The sequence below is a fragment of the Promicromonospora sp. NPDC019610 genome, from assembly GCF_044389365.1.
In the GTDB taxonomy this organism is placed as follows: domain Bacteria; phylum Actinomycetota; class Actinomycetes; order Actinomycetales; family Cellulomonadaceae; genus Promicromonospora.
The window spans coordinates 1,170,216-1,190,268 of sequence record NZ_JBIRXX010000001.1; the positions used below are offsets into that span (position 1 = coordinate 1,170,216).

The 20,053-nt window shown below is 73.8% G+C and carries 19 protein-coding genes; 5 read left to right on the forward strand and 14 right to left on the reverse strand.

What is annotated here, in order from left to right:
- Positions 1-200 precede the first annotated feature (200 nt).
- Positions 201-767: a PaaI family thioesterase gene (locus ACH45N_RS05170; RefSeq protein WP_397391767.1), complete on the reverse strand. Its 567-nt coding sequence runs from the start codon at positions 765-767 to the stop codon at positions 201-203.
- A gap of 24 nt (positions 768-791) precedes the next feature.
- On the opposite strand from ACH45N_RS05170, the gene ACH45N_RS05175 reads away from it, so the two are divergent.
- Positions 792-2,819, forward strand: coding sequence for a prolyl oligopeptidase family serine peptidase (locus tag ACH45N_RS05175; protein ID WP_397391769.1), 2,028 nt, complete (start codon positions 792-794; stop codon positions 2,817-2,819).
- Positions 2,820-2,878: 59 nt separating this feature from the next.
- Here ACH45N_RS05175 and ACH45N_RS05180 read toward each other — a convergent pair whose 3' ends face one another.
- Positions 2,879-3,037: a hypothetical protein gene (locus tag ACH45N_RS05180; protein WP_397391771.1), complete on the reverse strand. Its 159-nt coding sequence runs from the start codon at positions 3,035-3,037 to the stop codon at positions 2,879-2,881.
- Position 3,038: 1 nt separating this feature from the next.
- Complete coding sequence (locus ACH45N_RS05185; protein ID WP_397391773.1) at positions 3,039-4,283, reverse strand: glycosyltransferase family 2 protein; 1,245 nt, start codon at positions 4,281-4,283, stop codon at positions 3,039-3,041.
- Positions 4,284-4,439: 156 nt separating this feature from the next.
- Between ACH45N_RS05185 and ACH45N_RS05190 the strand changes: the two genes are divergently transcribed.
- Both ACH45N_RS05190 and ACH45N_RS05195 read left to right on the forward strand, forming a co-directional pair.
- Positions 4,440-4,922, forward strand: a complete 483-nt coding sequence (locus ACH45N_RS05190) for a GNAT family N-acetyltransferase (protein ID WP_397391775.1) — start codon at positions 4,440-4,442, stop codon at positions 4,920-4,922.
- 52 nt (positions 4,923-4,974) lie between these two features.
- A complete protein-coding gene (locus ACH45N_RS05195; RefSeq protein ID WP_397391778.1) occupies positions 4,975-5,808 on the forward strand; it encodes a methyltransferase domain-containing protein in 834 nt (277 codons plus the stop codon).
- Positions 5,809-5,857: 49 nt separating this feature from the next.
- Here ACH45N_RS05195 and ACH45N_RS05200 read toward each other — a convergent pair whose 3' ends face one another.
- The 6 genes from ACH45N_RS05200 to ACH45N_RS05225 all read right to left on the reverse strand — a co-directional run bounded on the left by ACH45N_RS05200 (position 5,858) and on the right by ACH45N_RS05225 (position 12,827).
- Positions 5,858-7,312: a sugar transferase gene (locus ACH45N_RS05200; protein ID WP_397391780.1), complete on the reverse strand. Its 1,455-nt coding sequence runs from the start codon at positions 7,310-7,312 to the stop codon at positions 5,858-5,860.
- Between the two features lie 416 nt (positions 7,313-7,728).
- The gene (locus ACH45N_RS05205; RefSeq protein ID WP_397391782.1) at positions 7,729-8,361 is read right to left on the reverse strand and encodes an acyltransferase; all 633 of its coding nucleotides are present in this window, start codon (positions 8,359-8,361) and stop codon (positions 7,729-7,731) included.
- Positions 8,362-8,377: 16 nt separating this feature from the next.
- On the reverse strand, positions 8,378-8,671 hold the full coding sequence (locus ACH45N_RS05210) for an acyl carrier protein (RefSeq protein WP_397391784.1): 294 nt from the start codon (positions 8,669-8,671) through the stop codon (positions 8,378-8,380).
- Positions 8,672-8,868: 197 nt separating this feature from the next.
- A complete protein-coding gene (locus tag ACH45N_RS05215; protein WP_397391786.1) occupies positions 8,869-10,113 on the reverse strand; it encodes a pyridoxal-dependent decarboxylase, exosortase A system-associated in 1,245 nt (414 codons plus the stop codon).
- Positions 10,110-11,711: an acyl-CoA ligase (AMP-forming), exosortase A system-associated gene (locus tag ACH45N_RS05220; protein WP_397391788.1), complete on the reverse strand. Its 1,602-nt coding sequence runs from the start codon at positions 11,709-11,711 to the stop codon at positions 10,110-10,112. Before ACH45N_RS05220 ends, ACH45N_RS05215 begins: the two co-directional genes overlap by 4 nt.
- Before the next feature lie 249 nt (positions 11,712-11,960).
- Positions 11,961-12,827: a hypothetical protein gene (locus ACH45N_RS05225; RefSeq protein ID WP_397391790.1), complete on the reverse strand. Its 867-nt coding sequence runs from the start codon at positions 12,825-12,827 to the stop codon at positions 11,961-11,963.
- 147 nt (positions 12,828-12,974) lie between these two features.
- On the opposite strand from ACH45N_RS05225, the gene ACH45N_RS05230 reads away from it, so the two are divergent.
- Both ACH45N_RS05230 and ACH45N_RS05235 read left to right on the forward strand, forming a co-directional pair.
- Positions 12,975-14,204, forward strand: coding sequence for a glycosyltransferase family 4 protein (locus tag ACH45N_RS05230; protein WP_397391792.1), 1,230 nt, complete (start codon positions 12,975-12,977; stop codon positions 14,202-14,204).
- A gap of 32 nt (positions 14,205-14,236) precedes the next feature.
- Positions 14,237-15,217: a hypothetical protein gene (locus tag ACH45N_RS05235; RefSeq protein ID WP_397391794.1), complete on the forward strand. Its 981-nt coding sequence runs from the start codon at positions 14,237-14,239 to the stop codon at positions 15,215-15,217.
- A 30-nt stretch (positions 15,218-15,247) separates the two neighbouring features.
- On the opposite strand, the gene ACH45N_RS05240 is transcribed toward ACH45N_RS05235, so the two are convergent.
- The 5 genes from ACH45N_RS05240 to ACH45N_RS05260 all read right to left on the reverse strand — a co-directional run bounded on the left by ACH45N_RS05240 (position 15,248) and on the right by ACH45N_RS05260 (position 19,961).
- Complete coding sequence (locus ACH45N_RS05240) at positions 15,248-16,084, reverse strand: glycosyltransferase (RefSeq protein WP_397391796.1); 837 nt, start codon at positions 16,082-16,084, stop codon at positions 15,248-15,250.
- A complete protein-coding gene (locus ACH45N_RS05245) occupies positions 16,081-16,980 on the reverse strand; it encodes a glycosyltransferase family 2 protein (RefSeq protein ID WP_397391798.1) in 900 nt (299 codons plus the stop codon). The genes ACH45N_RS05240 and ACH45N_RS05245 overlap by 4 nt, the downstream gene beginning before the upstream one ends.
- Entirely contained in the window at positions 16,980-17,633 is a 654-nt protein-coding gene (locus ACH45N_RS05250; protein ID WP_397391800.1) for a polysaccharide deacetylase family protein, read from the reverse strand. The genes ACH45N_RS05245 and ACH45N_RS05250 overlap by 1 nt, the downstream gene beginning before the upstream one ends.
- Before the next feature lie 85 nt (positions 17,634-17,718).
- The gene (locus ACH45N_RS05255; RefSeq protein ID WP_397391802.1) at positions 17,719-19,032 is read right to left on the reverse strand and encodes an O-antigen ligase family protein; all 1,314 of its coding nucleotides are present in this window, start codon (positions 19,030-19,032) and stop codon (positions 17,719-17,721) included.
- On the reverse strand, positions 19,029-19,961 hold the full coding sequence (locus tag ACH45N_RS05260; protein WP_397391804.1) for a hypothetical protein: 933 nt from the start codon (positions 19,959-19,961) through the stop codon (positions 19,029-19,031). The genes ACH45N_RS05255 and ACH45N_RS05260 overlap by 4 nt, the downstream gene beginning before the upstream one ends.
- Positions 19,962-20,053 lie beyond the last annotated feature (92 nt).

The window sequence follows — 20,053 nt, forward strand, 5'->3', positions numbered from 1 at the left end:
CGGCGGCGAAAGTGCGCTTCTACCCCGTCATCGGGCCCGGAAACAGCGTGATTCCGGGCCCGATGACGGGGTAGAAGCGCACCTCCGGCCGCGGCCGGGTGCACCTCCGGCCGCTGCCGGGTTCGCGGCCGGGTCCGCTGCCGGGTCCGCTGCCGGGTCGACGGCGCGGGTCGGGGCCCGCGGCGACGGGGCCCGCGGCGTCAGGCGGTCGGCGGCGGGACGTCGAAGATCAGCAGGGTGCTCGACGCCGTCGCGACGACCGCGCCCGTCGCGTCCCGCACCACGCCCTCCGTGAAGCCCACGCGGGAGCCGGCCTTGACGACCGTGCCCTCGGCGGTGAGCGGTCCCCCGCCGCGCACGGCCTTGACGTAGCTCACCTTGATCTCGATCGAGGTGTAGCCCTTGCCCTGCGGCAGCACCGACTGGATGGCGCAGCCGCACACCGTGTCGAGCAGCGTGCAGAGCACGCCGCCGTGGATCGTGCCGATCGGGTTGTAGCCGGACTCGTCGGGCGTGCACCGGAAGGTCACGCGCCCCTCCTCGACCTCGTCGATGTCCAGGCCGAAGTGCGAGGCGATCGGCGGGGGCGGGATGAGGCCGTCGCGCATCCGGCGCAGGAACTCGACGCCGGACCTCAGCGGCGCCTCTGCCGCGGTCCGGTGGGGGTCGTACCAGGTCAGGTCGCGGCTGCGCGGTGCGCCCCAGGCCTCGTGCGCGCTCGTGGCCTCGTGAGCGCCGGGCGCGTCGGTCTGCTGTGTTTCGGACATGTTCGCAAGGGTAATGTCCGGGTCATGCAGGCAGCCGACCTTCCCCTGATCCGCACCGTCTCCCGGCCCGCCGTCCACCCGGACGGTACGTGGGCCGTCGTCGCCGTGACCCGGCCCGACCTGGAGGCCGACGCCGTCGTCGGGCAGCTCTGGCGGGTGCCGCTGGTCTCGACAAGCTCGACCGGCGCGACCGGCGCGACCGGCGCGACCGGCACAGCCGCACCCCGCCGCCTCACCCGCGGCTTCCGCGACACCGAGCCGCGCTTCTCGCCCGACGGCGCCCTGGTCGCCTTCCTGCGCGCGCAGCCGCAGGGCGCCCCGCAGGTCTGGGTGCTCCCGGTCGCGGGCGGCGAGGCCGTGCAGGTCACGGACCGCACGCTCGGCGTGAGCGGGTTCCGCTGGTCGCCCGACGGGAAGCGCCTGGCGTTCCTGAGCCGCGAGCCCGAGCCGGGCCGCTACGGCTCGGTCGAGGGCATCGCGCCCGGGGCCGAGGGCCCGCGCCGCATCACGGAGTGGAGCTGGACGCGCAACGGCCTGGGCTACCACCGCGACCGGCCCCAGCACGTGTACCTCGTCGACGTGCCCGACGTCGACGCGGAGCCCGTGGTGCAGCCCGTCGCGACCCCGCAGGGCCCGGCCGAGCCGCGCCCCGTGGTGCCGGAGCCGCGCCGGGTGACCACGGACGACGTCGACCACAGCGGGATCGCCTTCACGCCCGACGGCCGCTCGATCGCCGTGCTGGCCGAGCGCGAGCAGGGCGCGGGCCAGGTGGGCCGCAACGTGCTGCGGATGCTGCCGCTGGGCGCGGGCGCCGCCGGGGGCGGCTCCGAGGTGGAGCTCGGCACGCTCGGCCCGCAGGCGGTCGCGTTCGGCCCGGGCGGGGAGCTGTACGTGCTCGCCCAGGACCACGGCCCCGAGGGCAAGGACTTCGTGGCCCGCAACGCCGCCCTGTACGTGGTGTCCGCGTGGGCCGACCCCGAGCCTCGCCGGCTCACCGACCCGGAGACGCAGGAGCTGGGGCACGAGCCGGTGCCGCTGGCCGACGGCGGCGTGCTGCTCGTCCTCGCGACCCGCGGCACCCAGCAGGTGGTCAGGGTCGCCGACGACGGCGCCACGACCCTGCTGACCGGCGGCGACGTGCTCGTCTCCGACATCGGCGTCGGCGGCGGGACGATCGCCGTCGCGTACGGCGACGCGGGCACCTACGGCGAGGTGGGAGTCGTCGCGGACGGCGGGATCCACCCCCGGACCGACTTCTCCGCGCCGCTGCGCGCGACCGGCGTCGTCACCCCCACCGAGCTGACGGTCACGGGGCGCGACGGGTATCCCGTGCACGGCTGGGTCGCGGTACCCGAGGGGACGGGTACGCACCCGACCCTGCTGATGATCCACGGCGGCCCCTACGCGTCGTACGACGTGCGGCTGTTCGACGAGACGCAGGTGCTGGTCGACGCCGGGTACGCCGTCGTCTACTGCAACCCGCGCGGCTCGGCCGGCTACGGGCAGGCGCACGGCCGCACGATCAGGCAGGCGATGGGCACCGTGGACCTGCACGACGTGCTCGACTTCCTGGACGGGGCGGTCGCCGCGGACGGGCGGCTGGACGGGTCACGCGTGGGCGTGCTCGGCGGCTCGTACGGCGGGTACCTCACGGCCTGGACCGTCGCGCACGACCACCGGTTCGCGGGCGCGGTCGTGGAGCGCGGGTTCCTCGACCCCGAGCTGTTCTTCGGCACCAGCGACATCGGCTCGTTCTTCGGCCTGGAGTACGTGGGCGAGAAGCCCGAGCAGGTGGCCGCGCAGTCGCCGCAGGCCGTGGCCGGGCAGGTGACGACGCCCACGCTCGTGCTGCACTCCGAGCTGGACCTGCGCTGCCCGCTGTCGCAGGCGGAGCGCTACTACTCGACGCTCAAGGGGAACGGGGTGGAGACCGAGCTGGTGGTCTTCCCCGGCGAGAACCACGAGCTGTCCCGCTCCGGGCGCCCGCGGCACCGGCAGCAGCGGTTCGAGATCATCCTCGACTGGTGGCGGCGGTACCTGCCCGTCGCCTGACGCGAAGGGGTGCTCGCCATGGTGAGACCCGTGGCGAGCACCCCTGCGTCGTGCGGACGTCACCCCTCCTTGCGGGGCATGATCCGTCGTACGGCCACCCCGGCCGCGACCAGCGCGAACGACGCCAGCGCGAGCCACAGGACGTTGTCGGGGCCCGTGGCGGCCAGGGCGGCCACGCCGCCGCCTCCGATCGTGCTCAGTGCTGCTCCGTTGTACATGTCACCATCTCCTTTCTCGGTTCATCACGGTGTCCAGATATGCCTTTCCGTGGCATGCCTGCAGGAAGAGGTCGAACGGCAGCTCGTAAAGCGTGGCGGCAATCATCTGCCTGACCGTTCCCCGGTCGCGCAGGGTAATGACACGTTCGACGACGAAAACGCCGGTCAGTGCCAGCCAGAACGGCTGGATGTCGAGTGATCCGAATGCCACGAGTGACCAGATGATCGTCGCCAGGTAGGCGGCGGTCACGAGGATGCCGAGGACGGACACCACCTGCCGTCCCCAGTAGGGCGCGGTGACCCGTGTCAGCCCGTACTGGGCGCAGTTCTCGATCGCGCCGCGCTTCCACCGCAGGCGCTGGTTCCAGAGCTGCCGCCAGGTCGGCATCACCTCGGTCGTGAGCGTGCAGCCCCGGGGCGACAGGATCTTGTAGCCGAGATGCATGAGGGCGAACGAGATCTCGTTGTCCTCCGTCAGCACCGTCGTGTCGTAGATGCCGCCGTGCCCGTCGCCGGCCGGGATCTGGTGCGACAGCCTCGCCGCCCGGACGTGCCGGAGCGTGGAGACGCGGAACACCGCGGCGGTGCCGGTGACGACGAGGCACTTCCCCTGGAGCCGCCGGACGTCCCGTGCGTAGCGCGCGTACTCGTTGCGCTGCAGGTGACCGACGAACCCTCCGCCGTCCTGACCACGGAAGACGCCTCCGACGGCGCCGAGCTTGTCGTCGGCGGCGAGGTGCGTGAGCGCGCTCTCGACGAAGCCGGGGTCCAGCACGCTGTCGGCGTCCTGCACCAGCACGAAGTCGTCGTCCTGCAGCCGAGGAAGCACGGTCGACAGGGCCTGGTTGAGGGCCCCGGCCTTCTTGTGCCGGTTGCCGACCGTCTCGGTGACGTGGGCGCCCGTGCGCCGGGCGAGCTCGACCGTGTCGTCGGTCGAGTTGTCCGAGACGACCAGGACCTGGTCGGGCGGACGGGTCTGGCGGCTGAGGGCCGCGACGGTACCGGTGATGCCCCCCGACTCGTTGTGCGCCGGGATCAGCGCCACGACGCGGCCGCCGGTCGGAATGCTCGTCGAGGCGTTGTCGAGCACAGGTCGGGGTAGAGCCGGCCGACGGGCTTCTGCATGGGTCATGATGATGCTCTCCGGGCTGAGATCATGAAGGGCAGCGACGAATGACCGCAATGCGTTTTCCAAGGACTCTCGGAAATGTCTTTCGTGGGCCGCCTGAATGGCCGTTCCCAGCATGTTTCTCCGGGCTCAAGGCCCAGGCGAAGATCCTCAAGAAAGCCTCAAGATCTCTCTTCGGGCTCTTGGGGCTCTTGGGAATTCGGGTGGGCGGACGATCCCGCGGAGGGCGCTCCGGCACGACGCCCACGGGGCGGGGCGTGCGAGGATCGACGCGTGCAGATCATCACCGCCCCGCTCGCCCAGCTCGACGTCGTCATCGCCTACGGGGTCTGGAAGCTGCGTCAGGACGTCTTCGTCGTGGAGCAGGACTGCCCGTACCACGACCTCGACGGGCGCGACGTCGAGCCCGGCGCCGTGCAGGTCGTGCTGCTGGCCGAGGCCGCGCCCGACTCCGTGTCCGACGGCGGCACCCGCGTGCTCGGCACCGCCCGCGTGCTGGACGACGGCGACGTGTGGCGCATCGGCCGGGTCGCCCTGGCCAAGGAGGCCCGGGGCAAGGGGCTCTCCGACGAGGTCATGCGCGCGGCCCTGGCGTACATCGCGGACGCCGACGACGCCCGGGACATCGTGCTGGACGCGCAGTCGCCGCTGACGGGCTGGTACGGCAAGCACGGGTTCGTGGCCGACGGCGACGACTTCCTCGACGACGGCATCCCGCACACACCGATGCGCCGCACGGTGCGCGCCACGGCCTGAGGGCCCCGAAAAGAGCTGGGCCGGCACCGCCGTCACGCGTAGCGTCGGCGCCGTGACCGACGACGCGCACGCCGCAGAGCCCGCCCCCGACCTCCGCGCCCACCACCCCGGTGACGACCCGGGCGACGGCCAGTTCCCCGAGAGCGTGGCCGCGGGGTACGACGGCCCGGGCGGCGCGAACGACCCGGCGGTCGTGACGCCCGCCGTGGACCTGCTGGAGGAGCTCGCGGCCGGCGGCCCCGTGCTGGAGCTGGCGGTCGGCACCGGGCGCGTCGCGGCCCCGCTGGCCGCGCGCGGCCTACGGGTGGGCGGCATCGAGCTGAGCCGGGCCATGGCCGCGCGGATCGCCGGCAAGCCCGGCGGGGACGCCGTCGGCGTGACCATCGGCGACATGACCACCACCCGGTTCGACGGGTTCGCCGGCGCCGTCCGCCCGGGCGACTTCTCCCTGGCCTACCTGGTCTTCAACACGATCAGCAACGTGACCACGCAGGACGGGCAGGTCGACGTCTTCGTCAACGCCGCGGCGCACCTGCGGCCCGGGGGGCTGTTCCTGATCGAGGTGGGCGTGCCGGGCCTGCGCCGCCTGCCGCCCGGCCAGGACACGGTCCCGTTCGCCGTAGCGCCCGCGGCGGGGGACAGCGGCTACGTGGGCTTCGACCGGTACGACGTCGCCACCCAGCTCTTCACGTCCAACCACGTGACCGTGCGGCCCGACGGCACCGGGCGGTTCCGCGCGGTGCCCTTCCGGTACGCGTGGCCCGCCGAGCTGGACCTCATGGCGCGGATCGCCGGGCTGCGGCTCCGGCACCGCTGGGCGGGGTGGGACCGGGCGCCGTTCACCGCGGACTCCGAGAACCACGTCTCGGTGTGGGAGAAGGCCTGACGGCGCGAGCTGCCGTGCCCCGGCCGGGGCAGGGCCGCCCGCGGGAGACTCAGTAGGCCCCGCGGCCCGACACCACCGCGCGGGCGGTCTGGCCGAGGATCGCCAGGTCCTGCATCGGCGTCCAGTTCTCGGCGTAGTAGACGTCGAGGCGGACCGCCTCCTCCCAGGGCAGGTCGGACCGGCCGGAGACCTGCCACATGCCCGTCATCCCCGGCTTGACCAGCAGCCGGCGCCGCATGCGCTCCTCGTACGCGGCGACCTCGTGCGGCAGGGCGGGCCGGGGGCCCACCAGGCTCATGTGGCCGACGAGCACGTTGAAGAGCTGGGGCAGCTCGTCGAGCGAGTACCGGCGCAGCACGCGGCCCACGCGGGTGATGCGCGGGTCGGCGCGCATCTTGAACAGCGGGCCCGCGCCGTCGTTTCCCGCGGTCAGGGCCTTGACCTCCCGGTCGGCGCCCACGCGCATGGTGCGGAACTTGAACATCCGGAAGATCTTGCCGTCGCGGCCCACGCGCTCGGACAGATAGAACAGCCCGCCCTTGCTGGTGAACGCGACCGCCAGCCCGACGCCGAGCAGGACCGGCGACACGAGCACCGTGATCGCGGCGGCCAGCACCCAGTCGATGCACTGTTTCACGCGGAACTTGGGCCCCCGGAAGCGGGGCGCGGCCACGTGCAGCAGCGAGAGGCCCGACGCCGGGGAGACGCTGACGCGGGCCGGCGAGACGTCGGCGAGCTCCGTGGTGAGCATGAGGTCGACGCCGACCCGTTCGAGCTGCCAGCCGAGCTGCCGCACCAGGTCCGTGGTGATGCTGCCGGACGCGCTCACCGCCACGGCGCTCGCCCGGACCAGGGCCGCGGCCTCGCCCACCCGGGACAGGTCGCCGAGCACGGGCACGCCGCCCACCTCGTCGCCGGGCAGCCCGTCGCGCGGCGGCGTCTCGCCGGGGGCCGTCTCGCCCGCGGGCGTCTCGTCGGAGGGCAGGCAGGCGCCCACCACCACGAAGCCCTTGTGCGGCGCGCCGTTGAGCCGGCGGATCACGAGCTCGGCCTGCTCGCGGTGCCCGACGACGAGCACGGGCGTCATGCAGCCCGTACCGCGCCGCCGGGTGCGCGCCACCCACTGCCGCCAGGCGTAGCGCGAGCCGATCAGCCCGGCGAGGCCGAGCGGCAGCACCACGGCCTGCGCGAGCACGTCCCGCGGCTCGACCGACCCGGTGAGCCAGGCGGCGAGCACGAGCAGGCTCACGGCCGTGCAGGTGGCCCCGAAGATGCGCCGGTACTCCGTGTGGTCGCGGCCCACGACCCGGAGGTCGTACGAGCTGCGCGCGGCCATCGCACCGATCCAGACCGCGGCCATCAGGGCCGACACGGCGAGGGACCGGAGCGGTCCGGGGTGCCCGGGGGAGCCGGACAGCAGGGTCGCGTCGAGCACGGACGCGAGGATCACCGAGGCGAGGACGACGGCCGTGTCCGTATAGCGCAGCCGTGCGCGATAGCGCACCTGCCACTGCGGGTGAGCGCGCCGCGCGCGGACGTCGTGAAAACCACGCGACGCTGCATTCTTCACCTTTTTCTCGGTGAGCTGCGGGCGAATTTCGAAACCGCCACCTATCGTCTGGCTCGCCACGTCGATTCCTTCCTTCCCTCTGGCCAGGAATGAGTTTTGGGGCGCAGTCGGTCGCGAGGCGTCGACGCGCCCTGGTGGAGCCGGGGGGGTGGTGGTCCGGGCCTTGCAACAGCAGCCTCGGGGCGTTGTGTGTGCCCGGTTCTCGTTGCTATTTCTTGGTCACGATAATATGAGGGTCGCTGTATTCTGTCGTGCTCCAGGTGCCATATTCCGGGGCCTTCACCCGCCACTTCACCCTTTTCGATGAAAAGGTGAGACGGCGGGCCGGAAAAGAAACAACCGACGGGCGTTCAGTGCCGAAAAGACGCGTTCGACGGCGCCTCGCGCAGCACCCCGTCCGACTCGGTGAACTCGTCGCCGGTGACGGGACAGCGCCAGCCGTCCCCCGTGGTGCGTTCCAGCGGCACGCCGGCCCGGCCGACCCACCGGATGCGCCGGGCCGGCACCCCGGCGACGAGCGCGAAGTCCGGGACGTCGGCGGTCACGACGGCGCCCGCCGCGACGGTCGCCCACCGGCCGACCGTCACCGGCGCGACGCACACCGCCCGGGCGCCGATCGCGGCGCCGGTGCGGATCGTGACGCCGACGGCGTGCCAGTCGTCGGTGGTCTTGACGGTCCCGTCGGGCGTGATCGCCCGCGGGTACAGGTCGTTGGTCAGCACGGCGGCGGGGCCGACGAAGACGCCGTCCTCCAGGACCGCCGGCTCGTAGACGAGGGCGTAGTTCTGCAGCTTGCAGCCGTCCCCGATGCGGACGCCGGGCCCCACGTAGGCGCCCCGCCCGACGTTGCAGCCGGAGCCCACGACGGCGTCCTCGCGTACCTGGGCCAGGTGCCAGATGGTGGTGCCGGCGCCGAGGGTGGCGCGCTCGTCGACGTCGGCCGAGTCCTGGACCTGGGCCGCCCCCTGCTCGTCGATCGTCATGACATGCCCCTTCCCGTCACCGCGCCCGCGCGCCGACGAACGCGTGCAGGCTGCCCGCGGTCTCCAGCAGCCCGCCGGTGAGCTCGTCGTCGTCCACGGTGATGCCGAACCGGTCCTCGAGGGCGGTCACGAGCTCCAGGACCGCCAGCGAGTCGAGCTCGGGCAGGTCGCCGAAGAGGGGGGTGGCGGCGTCGAACGAGGCCACGCGGTCCTCGATCCCGAGCACCGCGCCGAGCACCTCGAGCACGTCGGAGAGGGCCACCTCACCGGTCGTGGTGCCCACGGGGCCGTCTGTCACGTCGCTGCTCATCATGTCTCTCCTGTCAGGGGGTCAGGCTGTGTCTTCGTGGTGGGGCTGCGGTTCCGCTGCGGGCGGGTGCCTCGTTCCTCGGCCCCCGCCCTTCGCTGCACCTCCGCCTCACACTGTGTTCTTGTGGTGTGAGGCTGCGGTTCCGCTGCGGACGGGTGCCTCGTTCCTCGGCCCCCGCCCTTCGCTGCACCTCCGCCTCACACCAGGACCTCGGCGGGTGCCGGGTGGCCCAGGAAGGCGGTCGGGCTGGCGGTCAGGCCGTACGCCCCCGCCTGGAGCACGACCACGAGGTCGTCCGGTTCGGCGTGGGGCAGGGGTACGTCGTCCGCCAGCAGGTCGAGCGGGGTGCAGAGACAGCCGACGACGGTGGCCTGCTCGCTCTCGGCCGACGCCATCCTGTTGCCGACCAGCACCGGGTAGTTGCGCCGGATCACCTGACCGAGGTTCCCGGACGCGGCGAGCTGGTGGTGCATGCCGCCGTCGACCACCAGGTAGGTGCGGCCGCGGGAGACCTTGCGGTCGATCACGCGGGTCACGTAGCTGCCCGCCTCGCCGACGAGGTAGCGGCCCAGCTCGATGTGCACGTCGGCCTCGGGCAGCGCCGGGGCGATCTGCCCGGCGACCACGGCGGCGAGGGTCTCGCCCACGCGGGCGAGGTCGACGGGCCGGTCCTTGGGGAAGTACGGGATGCCCAGGCCGCCGCCCAGGTTCACGTACCGCACCGGCCCGGCCGCGTGCTCGGCGAGCGCGACGACCAGGTCGGCCGTCGCCCGCTGCGCGCCGGCGATGAGCTCCGCGTCGAGGTTCTGGGACCCCGCGAACACGTGGAACCCGGCCATGTCGACGCCGGTCGTGGCCAGGTACCGCAGCAGGTCGGGGACCTGCTCGGCGTCCACGCCGAACTGCTGCGGGCCGCCGGACATGCGCATGCCGGAGCCGCGGACCGCGAAGTCGGGGTTGACGCGGATCGCCACCCGGGGGACGACGCCGAGCGCCTCCCCGGCCGCCACGACGCGGCGGGCCTCGGTCTGCGACTCGAGCTCGACGAGCACGCCGGCGGCGACCGCCGAGCGGATCTCGTCCGGTGTCTTGCCGGGGCCGGCGAAGCTGATCCGCCGCGGGTCCGTCCCGGTGTCCAGGGCGGTGTGCATCTCGTGCGCGGAGGCGACGTCGAGCGCGTCGACCAGCCCGGCCAGGTGCTGCACGACGGCGGGCATCGGGTTGGCCTTGACGGCGTACCCGAGCCGCACCGCGTCACCGAGCGCGGCCCGGACCTCGCCGACCCGGTCGGTGATCCGCTGCCGGTCGTACGCGAAGAACGGCGTGGACCCGACCCGGGCGGCCAGGCGCGTCAGGGGTACCCCGCCCACGAGGATCTCGTCGCCCGAGACGGGCACGGCCGCCACGGCGGGGTGCGGCGCGACCAGCGGCTGCGCGGTCATCCGGCCACCTCCGCGACCAGCTCCGCACGGATCGCCGGGCGGTCCAGCTTGCCGTTGGGGTTGCGGGGGAACGCAGCAGCGACGTGGACCTGGGCCGGCAGCATGAAGGTGGGCAGCGACTGCCGCATCTCCTTGAGCAGCCGGTCGGTGTCGACGGGCTCCGGCGCCAGCAAGGCGAGCGCAATCCGCTGCCCCAGCCGGGCGTCCGGCACGCCGATCGCGACCGCCTCGCGCACCAGGCCCGTGGCCAGTGCCGCCTCCTCCACCTCGGTGGGGCTCACGCGGTACCCGGAGGTCTTGATCATCTCGTCGGCGCGGCCCACGAAGTACAGGTAGCCGTCGGCGTCCCGCACCACGGTGTCGCCCGACCACACGGCCGGCTCCGGCACGGCGCGCCACGGCTCGTCGTACCCGGGCACAGGGCGGAACCGTGCCGCCGTTCGCTCCGGGTCGTTCCAGTAGCCGAGCGCGACAAGGCTGCCGCGGTGCACCAGCTCGCCCGGCTCGTCCGCCGCGCAGGGGGTGCCGTCCGGGCGCAGCACCAGCACCTCCGCGTTCGGGATGGCCCGCCCGATCGAGTCGGGGCGCGCGTCGACCTGCGCGGGGTCGAGGTAGGTGGACCGGAACGACTCGGTGAGCCCGTACATCAGGTACGGCGCGGCCGCGGGGAACAGCTCACGCAGCTCGTGCAGCAGCGCGCCGGACATGCGCCCGCCGGTGTTGGCGAAGTAGCGCAGCGCGAACCGGGCGCCCGACGGCCACTCGACCGAGGCGAGCTGCGTCCACAGGGGCGGCACGCCGGTGATGCCGGTGACGCCGTACTTCTCGCACGCCGCGGTGACGTTCCGGGGGAGCAGGTAGTCGAGCAGCACCGCGTGGGCGCCGACGGCGAACGCGGTGGTGAGCTGGCTCAGGCCGGCGTCGAAGCTCAGCGGCAGCACCGCGAGCAGCACGTCGTCGGCGGTGTTGTGCAGGTAGCCCGAGACGCTGGTGGCGCCCACGACCAGGTTGCGGTGCGACAGGACGACGCCCTTCGGGGCGCCGGTGCTGCCGGACGTGTACAGGATCGCGGCGATGTCGGTGTCCGGGCCGGACGGCGCGGGCTCGTCGGGCAGCGGCCCGCCGTCGGCCTCGTGCCCGCCGTCGGCCCAGCGGAGCACCGTGAGCCCGGGCACCTGGGGCAGGTCGTCCGGCACGCCGCCGTCGGCCGGGTCGACGAGCAGCACCGTGGTCAGGCCGGTGTCGCCGAGGTGGTCGCGGACGGCGCTCAGCCGGCCGGCCGAGGTGACGAGCACCCGGGCGCCGGAGTCGCGCACGACGTGGGCGACCTGCCGGCCCTTGAGCAGCGGGTTGACGGGGACGAAGACGCCGCCGGCCACGGAGGTGCCCCAGAGGGCCTCGACCGTCTCGAACCGCTTCTCCAGGAAGACGGCCACCCGGTCGTGCCGGGCCACACCGAGCCCGGTGAGCCGGACCGCGGCCCGGCGCACGCCCTGCCACAGCCGCGCGTACGTCAGGGTCGCGTCCCGGGCCGACAGCGCGGGCGCGTCGGGCCGCAGGCGCGCCTGTTGCTCGAGATGCTGATGGATGGTCGTCACGAAGATCACGGTAAAGCGCGCGCGACGATTTTCGTCAGGTGGGTGACGGGTGAATAGGGCCGAAAAGCGGGTGAACCCAGAATGGGTGAAAAAAGGATCGCGGGGCGCCGTGCGGGCCGTGGGCGAATTGATTCGTATCAGGTGTGGGAGGTGAATTACCGTGCATCTAACAAAAACTCATCCCTGTCCCGGGGTGCGCGTACTGGTGAATTGCCTACCGGGTCGGCGATTTCACCTCGGCGCGCCCTCTCACCACGGCACCTGGGTGAGCTCGCTGTAGAGGTAGCTGACCGACTCCGGCGGCTGGCCGGTGCGGCTCAGGTACATCGTCGGCCGCTGCGCGGACAGCGGCACGGAGTGCCACGGGCGCGGCCCGCAGACCCGGGTCTGCAGCAGGGTGAACGGCAGCCCGTGCGCGAGCAGGACGTGCCGGTAGACGGCGGGCGCCGCGGCGCGGAACAGCTCGCGGTCGCTCACGTGGAGCACGGAGGCGAACAGGCGCAGCCGCTTGCGCCGCACGGCGCGGAACACCACCCAGCACGGCCTGCCGTCGACGACCGCCACCACGTGCCGCGCGGCGGCGGAGTCGGCGTGGTCGCGGTAGGCGGCCAGGTCAGGGCCCGAAAGTGCGGCCTCGATGTCGGCCCGGCCGGTCAGCAGGCGCACGCCCGGCGAGGGCAGCGGGAGGTTGACCACGAGCGCGCCCGCCGTGTCGAGGTGCTGGAACCCGAGCCGTTCGTTCAGCGGCACCACGGTGCCGCTGGGGGACAGGTCGGTGAGCTCGCGGTCGCGCTGGGCGAGCATGGCGCGCAGCAGCCGCAGCGAGTGGTGACGGTACTCGTCGAGCACGCACCAGGCCGCGACGTTGCACACGGCGCGCGGCCCGCCGGGTCCGTCCTGCTCCGAGTAGAGGGCCGCGTACACGCCCACGACCCGGCCCTCGGACGTGAGCAGGAACCCGTGGTCGGGGTGGCTCGTGGTCCAGGTGGGCCGCAGGGAGCGCGCCCATTGCCCCGGGGTGAGGGAACCGTCAAGATAAACGCTCAGGAATTCGCCCACCCGCGGCAGGTCGTCCGTCGTGACGGGCGCGAGCTCGACATCTTTCGAATGTGCCACGTCGGCGAGTATGACCCCGAAAAGAGGGCCTTGGGGTTGCCCGGGGCGCATTTCTCACCCCTGTTCTCACCCGGCCCGGGGCTGCATTCGGCGAGCGGCAGCCGTCACTATCGGTTGGTGGCTGTGAACGAAACCGGATCCCCTCGCGTGGCCAGCGTGCTGCTGGTCGCCCCCGCGTGCGACGGCAACGACGTGGGCGAGTCCTGGCTCGCCCACCAGTGGGCGAGCCTGCTCTCCGAGCGGTTCCGGGTGACGCTCCTGTCCACCTACAAGAAGGGCCACGTGCCGCCGTCGCGGCAGCTTCCCGGCGTGCGCGTGGTCGAGTGGCCGGAGCCGCCGCTGGTGCACCGCGCGGAGCGGCTCAACAGCCTGCTCCAGCCGGCGTACGTGCCGTTCTACGTGCGGGCGCGCCGCTGGGTCCGAGGCCGGCTCGCGGCGGGCGAGCGGTTCGACGTGGCGCACCAGGCGGCGCCCGTGGCGATGCGCTACCCGTCACCCGCCGCCGGACTCGGCATCCCGCTGGTGGTTGGACCGGTCGGCGGCAGCCTGGAGTCCCCGCCCGCGTTCGCCCGGGAGGAGGTGGTCCCGTGGTATCAGCGGCTGCGCGCGCTGGACCGGCTGCGGCTGCGGTACGACCCGCTCCTGCGCTCCACCTACGAGTCCGCCGACTGCGTGGTGGGCATCGCCCCCTACGTCCAGGAGGTCCTGGGCGACGTGCGGCTGCGGCGGTTCGAGACCCTCCGCGAGGTGGCCCTGCACGCGGCCAGGCCCGTGATCGACCGCAGGGGCCGCTCGGGCCCGGTGCGGCTGCTGCACGTCGGCCGGCTGGTGCGGACCAAGGGCGCGCGCGACGTGATCCGCGCCATGGCCGCGCTGCGCGACCTGCCCGTGGTGCTCGACGTGGTCGGGGACGGCAACGACCGGCAGGCGTGCGCCGACCTGGTGCGGGAGCTGGGGCTGGCCGACCGGGTGACGCTGCACGGGGCGGTGCCCCGCGCCGAGGTCGACCGCTTCTACGAGCGGGCCGACGTCTTCGTCTTCCCGAGCTACCGGGAGCCGGGCGGCGCCGTCGCGCTGGAGGCGATGTCGCACGGGCTGCCGCTCGTGGTGTGCGACCGCGGCGGCCCGGGCGCGAACGTGACCGACGCCTGCGCGTTCCGGCTGCCCGCCGAGTCGCCGGACCAGCTCGCCCGCGACGTCGCCGCCGTGGTGCGCCGCCTGGTCACGGAGCCGGACCTGCGGCTGCGCATGGGCGAGTCGGCCCGCGCGCACGCGGTGGCCGAGCACCTCTGGGACCGGCGGGTCGACCGGATGGTGGAGCTCTACGAGCAGGTCGCCGCGGCCCGGCCCGCGGCCGGGGCACAGGCCACGGGATGAGCGACGACGACCGGCGTGCCAGGATGACTCGCATGGGCCGGTCGTCCTGGTGGGTGCCGCTCCGATGGGTCGTCGGAGCGCTGGTCGCTGCCGCGCTGAGCACGGTCGCGGTGTCCCAGGCGACGTCCCCCGACGGCCCGGGCGCCCCCTCCGGCGGCACGGAGCAGGACGCCGCGCCCACGCCGTCCGGCGACCCGCCGGACCCCGTCGTGGAGGCCGCGGCGCTCACGTTCCCCCTGCCCGAGACCGCCGGGCTGCCCGACGCGTGGACGCCGCGGCGCACCCACACGGGCGACCTCCGGATCAGCGAGCCGGGCACCGTCGTCAGCGACCTGCGGATCACGGACGGCACCATCTACGTCGACGCCCAGGACGTGACGCTGCGGCGCGTGCAGGCCGTCGGGTCCAAGGTGGTCAACGACGACACCCCGGTGTGCGGGTCCGGCCTGCTGATCGAGCAGTCCGAGTTCGTCCGGAGCGACGTCCGGACCGGGGACGGCGACCGGCAGGTGATCGGCAACGGCGGGTTCACGGTCCGCGACGTGGTGATCGACGGCGTGCCCGAGGGCATCCGCGTGGGCGCCAAGCAGTGCGGCGACGTGGTCGTGGAGGACTCGTTCATCCGGGTGGTCCCGCCCGACGTCTGCACCGACTGGCACGGCGACGGCATCCAGGGCTACGGCGGCGGCAGCCTGACCGTCCGCAACACCCGGATCGTCATGCGCGAGACCGCCGACTGCTACGGCACCGCGCCCTTCTTCTACCCGAGCGGCCAGGGCAACACGTCGCTGACCGTCGACGGGCTGCTGGTCGAGGGCGGCGGCTACGCGTTCCGGGCCGGCACCGAGGGCAGCGTGCGCAACCTGCAGGTGGTGCAGGACACCTGGGGCTACGGACCCGTCGACGTCCTGTGTCCTGCGCTGACGGCCTGGCAGGCACACACCGTGACGGTCGACCAGGAGGGCCGCACCACGCCCGTGGACCCGATCGAGTGCGGCGGCAGCGGCAACTGAGCCGCCCCGCCGCCTTCAGGCCTCCGCCCGTCAGACCCGGGAGCTCGCGTCCCGCTCCCACGTGGTGAAGTCGCCCGCGCGCACCGCCGTGCGGGCACGCAGCCGCCCGGCCAGCACCACGCCGAGGAACACAGGGACCTTGGGCGCCAGGCCCGGGCGCTCCCGGACCACCCGGCCGAGGTCACCGAGCGAGGTCCGCGCCTCGGCCCCGCGCAGGCCCGCGCGGTCCGCCTGGACGTTCCCGGTGGTCACGCGCGCCCGGCGGCGCACCAGGTCGCGCAGGGTGCGCGCCGGGTGCACGACGACGGCGACGTCCGCCACCACCATGCGCTCGTGCGGGGCGAACGCCTCGGACAGCACCAGGTCGTCGGCCATCACCTCGGGCAGCGCGGCGATCCGGCCGGCCGCCTCCCGGGACACGGCCAGCACCCCGCGCCCGAACAGGCCCGAGCGCACCGTGGGCAGCGCCTCCCAGACGTCGTAGTACCAGCGCGCCGGCAGGGTCACCCCGGTGCGGGGCATGGTGCGCGACGGCGCCGCCACGGCGGCACCCCCGGGGCCCGCCGCGGCCGCGAGCCGGGCCACGCCGTCGGCCGTGATCTCGACGTCGGCGTCCAGGTACACCCGTGGGAACGTGCCGGCCACCCGGTCGGCGGCGCGCAGCGCGCGAGCCTTGGAGGGCTCGGGCAGGTCGAGGACGGTCACGGGATACCCCGCGGCCACGGCCGCCGTCCCGTCCGTGCACCCGTTGCAGGCCACCACGACCTCCAGCAGCCCCGGGACGGCGCACAGCGCGTCCAGGAGGCGGCCGATCGTGCGCTCCTCGTCGTGCGCGGGCACGACGACGGACGCCACCGGCCCGCTCATCGCGGCAGCACCTCGTCGCTCGCGCCGAGCGCCGCCGGGCGCCGGGCCGGGCGGACCAGGGCCCGCAGCGTGGGCCACGACGCGCGGTGGCCCAGCAGGCCGCGCCGGAGCTCCACCAGCAGGGTCACCGTGTAGTACATCCAGGCCGCGCGCGTGCCGCGCCGGCGCCGGATCAGGCGCACCCGGTTCAGCATCAGCATGGTGTGCGTCTCGTGGCTCGTGCCCGAGCCGCCGCCGATGTGCATGGCGCCCGCCGTCGGCGTGTAGAGGGAGCGCCAGCCGCGGTCCCGCGCGCGGAGCGCGAAGTCCGTCTCCTCGGAGTAGAGGAAGTACGACTCGTCGAACCCGCCCAGGGCGTCGAAGCACTCCCGGTCGACGAGCCAGATCGCACCGACGGCCCAGTCCACCAGGTGCTCGGTCGCGTAGGCCCGCCGGTCCTCGATCCGCTCGGCGAAGGCCGGCAGCCGCGTGAAGCTCAGCCCGCCGGCCCGGGCCACCGTGGGCGTGCGGCGCAGCGTCGGCGACAGGCTCCCGTCCGCCTCGCGCGTGCGCGGCACCACGATGCCGACCCCGCGTCGGCGCAGCACGTCCAGCATCCGCGGGACCGAGCCGGCGTCGAGCTCCACGTCCGGGTTGAGCACCAGGATCGCGGCCGACTCCGGGGAGTACCGCACCGCCTTGTTCATCCCCGCGCCGTAGCCGTCGTTGACGCTCTCCACCACGCTGCAGTCGCCCCGGCGCCGCAGCAGCGTGAGCGTCTCGTCCGTCGACCCGTTGTCGACCACCACCGTCGTGTACGGCACGTCGCCGAACGCCGCCGGCAGGCTGTCGAGCAGGGCGTCGATGTGCCGGGCGCTGTTGTACGTCACGACCACCGCCGCGACCTCGGCCCCCATCAGCGCAGCCCCTTGACGAACGTCCGGGCCCGGTCCGCCGCGCGGACCGTGTACCGGTCCCCGTGCCGCAGCCACGCGGCGACGTCGTCGGCCGTGTCGGTCGCGCGGAGGCTGAACCGCGCCTGCCGCCAGGACCCCGGCCGGGCCAGCGCCCGGTCGCTGGTGTAGACCCGCGTGTAGCCCAGCTTCCGCAGCGCGGTCAGGGTGGTCCGGTCGTAACGGCCCAGCGGGCAGGCCGCGGTGCGTACCGGCTCCTCCAGCACGTCCTCCAGGCGCTCGCGGGCCAGGACGAGCTCCTCCCGCAGCTCCGCCGGGCGCAGCCGGCGCCAGACGCGGTGGTGCATGCCGTGCGACCCGACGCCCATCCCGGACCGGCGCAGCGCGCGCACGTCCCCGGCGGACAGCGACCCCGCGTGGCCCAGGCGGCCGGCGATCACGAAGAAGTCGGCCGTCCGCCCGCGCTCGACCAGCTCCGGGAGCGCCACCTCGACGTCGGACGCGTTGCCGTCGTCGAGGCTGAGCCGCACGTCCGGCCGGACGGCGACCACGTCGAGCACGCGCCGGAACGTGTCCGTGCCGATCCAGTAGGCGGCCTCCTCGGCCGGGGCGTCGTGCGGCGGCGTCCCGATGCCGTGAAAGCAGAGATTGATCATTTGTTCATCGTGAACGACGGCACTCCGGCGCGAAATGCATTCCCGGGTGATTCTCCGGGTGATTCTCGGGGTTATCCCCGCAGGGCTATGCCTGGGCGCGCAGCGAACCCGCGACACCGACGAGGAGAAAGAGCGCGCCCATCGTCATCGGAAACGCGAACGCGTCGAAGAAGAGCAGGCTGACGAACCCGACGACCACCGAGGCCGTGAGGGCCAGGGCGAGGTCGGACGTCCTGGGGTCGGTGCCCGCGCTGCGCCGTCGCACCCGCAGGAGCACCCGCACCGTGGCCGCGCAGATGCCGAGGAACAGGACGGTGCCCACCAGGCCGATCGTCACCAGGAGCAGGAGGTACTGGTTGTCGAAGATCCGGTAGGTCGGCAGGAACGTGCCCAGCCCGCGCCCGAACAGGGGGTCCCGCGCGATGAACTCGCCCGCCAGGTCGAACGAGCCGGTCCGGGAGGTGACGCTCGGGTCCTCGGACGCGCCGGTGAACAGGCCGAGCATCGAGGACAGCATGCCCGGCGCGACCACCATGCCGGCCACGGCGCCGACGGCGGTCACGCCGAGCATGATCCGGCGCCGCGGGCCCTTCCAGCCCAGCAGCATGATGACCAGGGCGATCGCGGCGCCCACGTAGGCGGACCGGGAACCGGACGCGGGCACCAGGACGAGCGTCGCCGCCGCGGGCGCCCACCGCAGCAGCGGCCGGCGCTCCGTGTGCTCGAAGCCGACGTGCAGGGTCAGCGGCAGCAGCATCGTCACGAGCACGCCGTACTCGATCGCGTGCGTCGCCGTGCCCTGCGGGCGGATCAGCCCGTTGCGCTCGCCGAGCTCGTAGGGCGAGGTGAGCGTCAGGCCGGGCACGACGAGCCGGTCCACGAGCAGCTCGCCGAGCACGAACTGCGCCAGCCCGAGCACGGCCAGCGCCCCGCCCGCCAGCGCCAGCCGCCACACCAGCTCGTCGCGCCGCGCGACCGAGGTGATGCCGTCGTGCGCCAGCAGGAGCACCCCGGACCACCCGAGCAGCGCCAGGATCGCGACGTCGGCGGGGCTCACCTCGTTGGACACGACCGGCCGGGACATGGCGATGACGTACGTGACCCCGACGCTGAACAGGAACAGGGCGAGCGAGACCCGGATCAGCCGGGGGCCGCTCAGCCGGGGCCGGGCGGCCCCGACGCCGGTGAGCACCCACAGCAGCAGGCTGGCGAGGCCGACGACCATCGACGGCGCGCCCGCGCTGCCGAGCGGCCCGATCACCAGCTTGGAGGGGATGGCGAACAGCAGGAGCAGGTAGACCGAGAGCCAGGTGACGACGTCGGGCCGCATCCTCCGCCGCGGCACCGGCCGCGGCGGCGAGGCGTGCCGCCGCTCGGCGGCAGGCCGGGTCTGGGTCACCGGGACTCCGCGGAGGACGCCCGGGCGGCCGCGTCGTCCCGGCGGCGGTCACGCGAGTCGAGCGGGAGGTTGGGCCAGGACGGCAGGGCGCGGTCGTCCGCCGGCCGGCCCGCCGGCGGCTGCACCGACGGCGGCCGCACGGCGGGCAGCCGCACGGTCGGCGGCTTGGCCGCCAGGGGTTTGGCAGCCGGTGACCTGGGGTCCGCCGGCCGGGGGTCGAGCTTCGCGTCCGGGTTCGGCGCGGCGGGCTTCGACCCCGCCGCGGGCGCCGGCTCGTCCGGGTCCCCGGCGGCAGGGTCCCCGGGGGCCGGGTCGGCCGGCCTGCGCCCCCGCGTCCGGCTGCGGACCAGCCCGTCGACGGCGACGGCCGCGACCACGGTCGCCACCAGCCCGAGACCGCCGGCGGCGATGACCATGCGGACGGTGCCGCTGTTGTCGGTCTTGGCCCGCTCGTCCTTGGCGAGGACCAGCGTCGAGACGACGGTGTTCTTGGGCGCGTCGACCTCCTCCTGGAGGCGCTCCAGCTCGACCGGGATCGACGAGGTGAGCAGCTCCAGGGTCTCCAGGGTGGCCGCCGGGCTGGCGTCGGTCACGTCGACCGAGATCACCGGGCCACGGGTCGACTCCTCGATGGCCACGACGTACTCGGCGTCGGGCGAGCCCGAGCTGAACCGCTCCTTGGCCACGTCGCTCTCGTAGTACGCGACCACCACGCGGGCGGGCAGGTCGAGCCCGCCGAGGGCCAGGAACGGGTTGCCGCCCTCGCCGACGACCTGCTCGGACGGCACCAGCAGGACCAGCGCGCGTGCGGTGTAGACCGGGGGCTCGATGGTGCTCGCCCCGTACACGAGGCCGGCGGTGGCGAGCAGGCCCACGACGGTGACGATCCACCGGCGGCCCAAAGCTGCAATCACGTCGAGGAATGACATTTGTTCACCCTTTCCGGGCGTATCACGCCGCGCTCGACAAAGGTATCGTGCCGAGGGCGGGTAAAGGAACGAGTCGCGGAACTCCGACGCGA

Bases quoted from the DNA above. Each gene is read 5' to 3' on its own strand.
- ACH45N_RS05250 (WP_397391800.1), bottom strand. From the start codon at position 17,633: ATGATCAATCTCTGCTTTCACGGCATCGGGACGCCGCCGCACGACGCC.
- ACH45N_RS05170 (WP_397391767.1), bottom strand. From the start codon at position 767: ATGTCCGAAACACAGCAGACCGACGCGCCCGGCGCTCACGAGGCCACG.
- ACH45N_RS05185 (WP_397391773.1), bottom strand. From the start codon at position 4,283: ATGCTGGGAACGGCCATTCAGGCGGCCCACGAAAGACATTTCCGAGAG.
- ACH45N_RS05210 (WP_397391784.1), bottom strand. From the start codon at position 8,671: ATGAGCAGCGACGTGACAGACGGCCCCGTGGGCACCACGACCGGTGAG.
- ACH45N_RS05180 (WP_397391771.1), bottom strand. From the start codon at position 3,037: ATGTACAACGGAGCAGCACTGAGCACGATCGGAGGCGGCGGCGTGGCC.
- ACH45N_RS05245 (WP_397391798.1), bottom strand. From the start codon at position 16,980: ATGGGGGCCGAGGTCGCGGCGGTGGTCGTGACGTACAACAGCGCCCGG.
- ACH45N_RS05260 (WP_397391804.1), bottom strand. From the start codon at position 19,961: ATGTCATTCCTCGACGTGATTGCAGCTTTGGGCCGCCGGTGGATCGTC.
- ACH45N_RS05235 (WP_397391794.1), top strand. From the start codon at position 14,237: ATGGGCCGGTCGTCCTGGTGGGTGCCGCTCCGATGGGTCGTCGGAGCG.
- ACH45N_RS05205 (WP_397391782.1), bottom strand. From the start codon at position 8,361: ATGACGATCGACGAGCAGGGGGCGGCCCAGGTCCAGGACTCGGCCGAC.
- ACH45N_RS05215 (WP_397391786.1), bottom strand. From the start codon at position 10,113: ATGACCGCGCAGCCGCTGGTCGCGCCGCACCCCGCCGTGGCGGCCGTG.
- ACH45N_RS05175 (WP_397391769.1), top strand. From the start codon at position 792: ATGCAGGCAGCCGACCTTCCCCTGATCCGCACCGTCTCCCGGCCCGCC.
- ACH45N_RS05240 (WP_397391796.1), bottom strand. From the start codon at position 16,084: ATGAGCGGGCCGGTGGCGTCCGTCGTCGTGCCCGCGCACGACGAGGAG.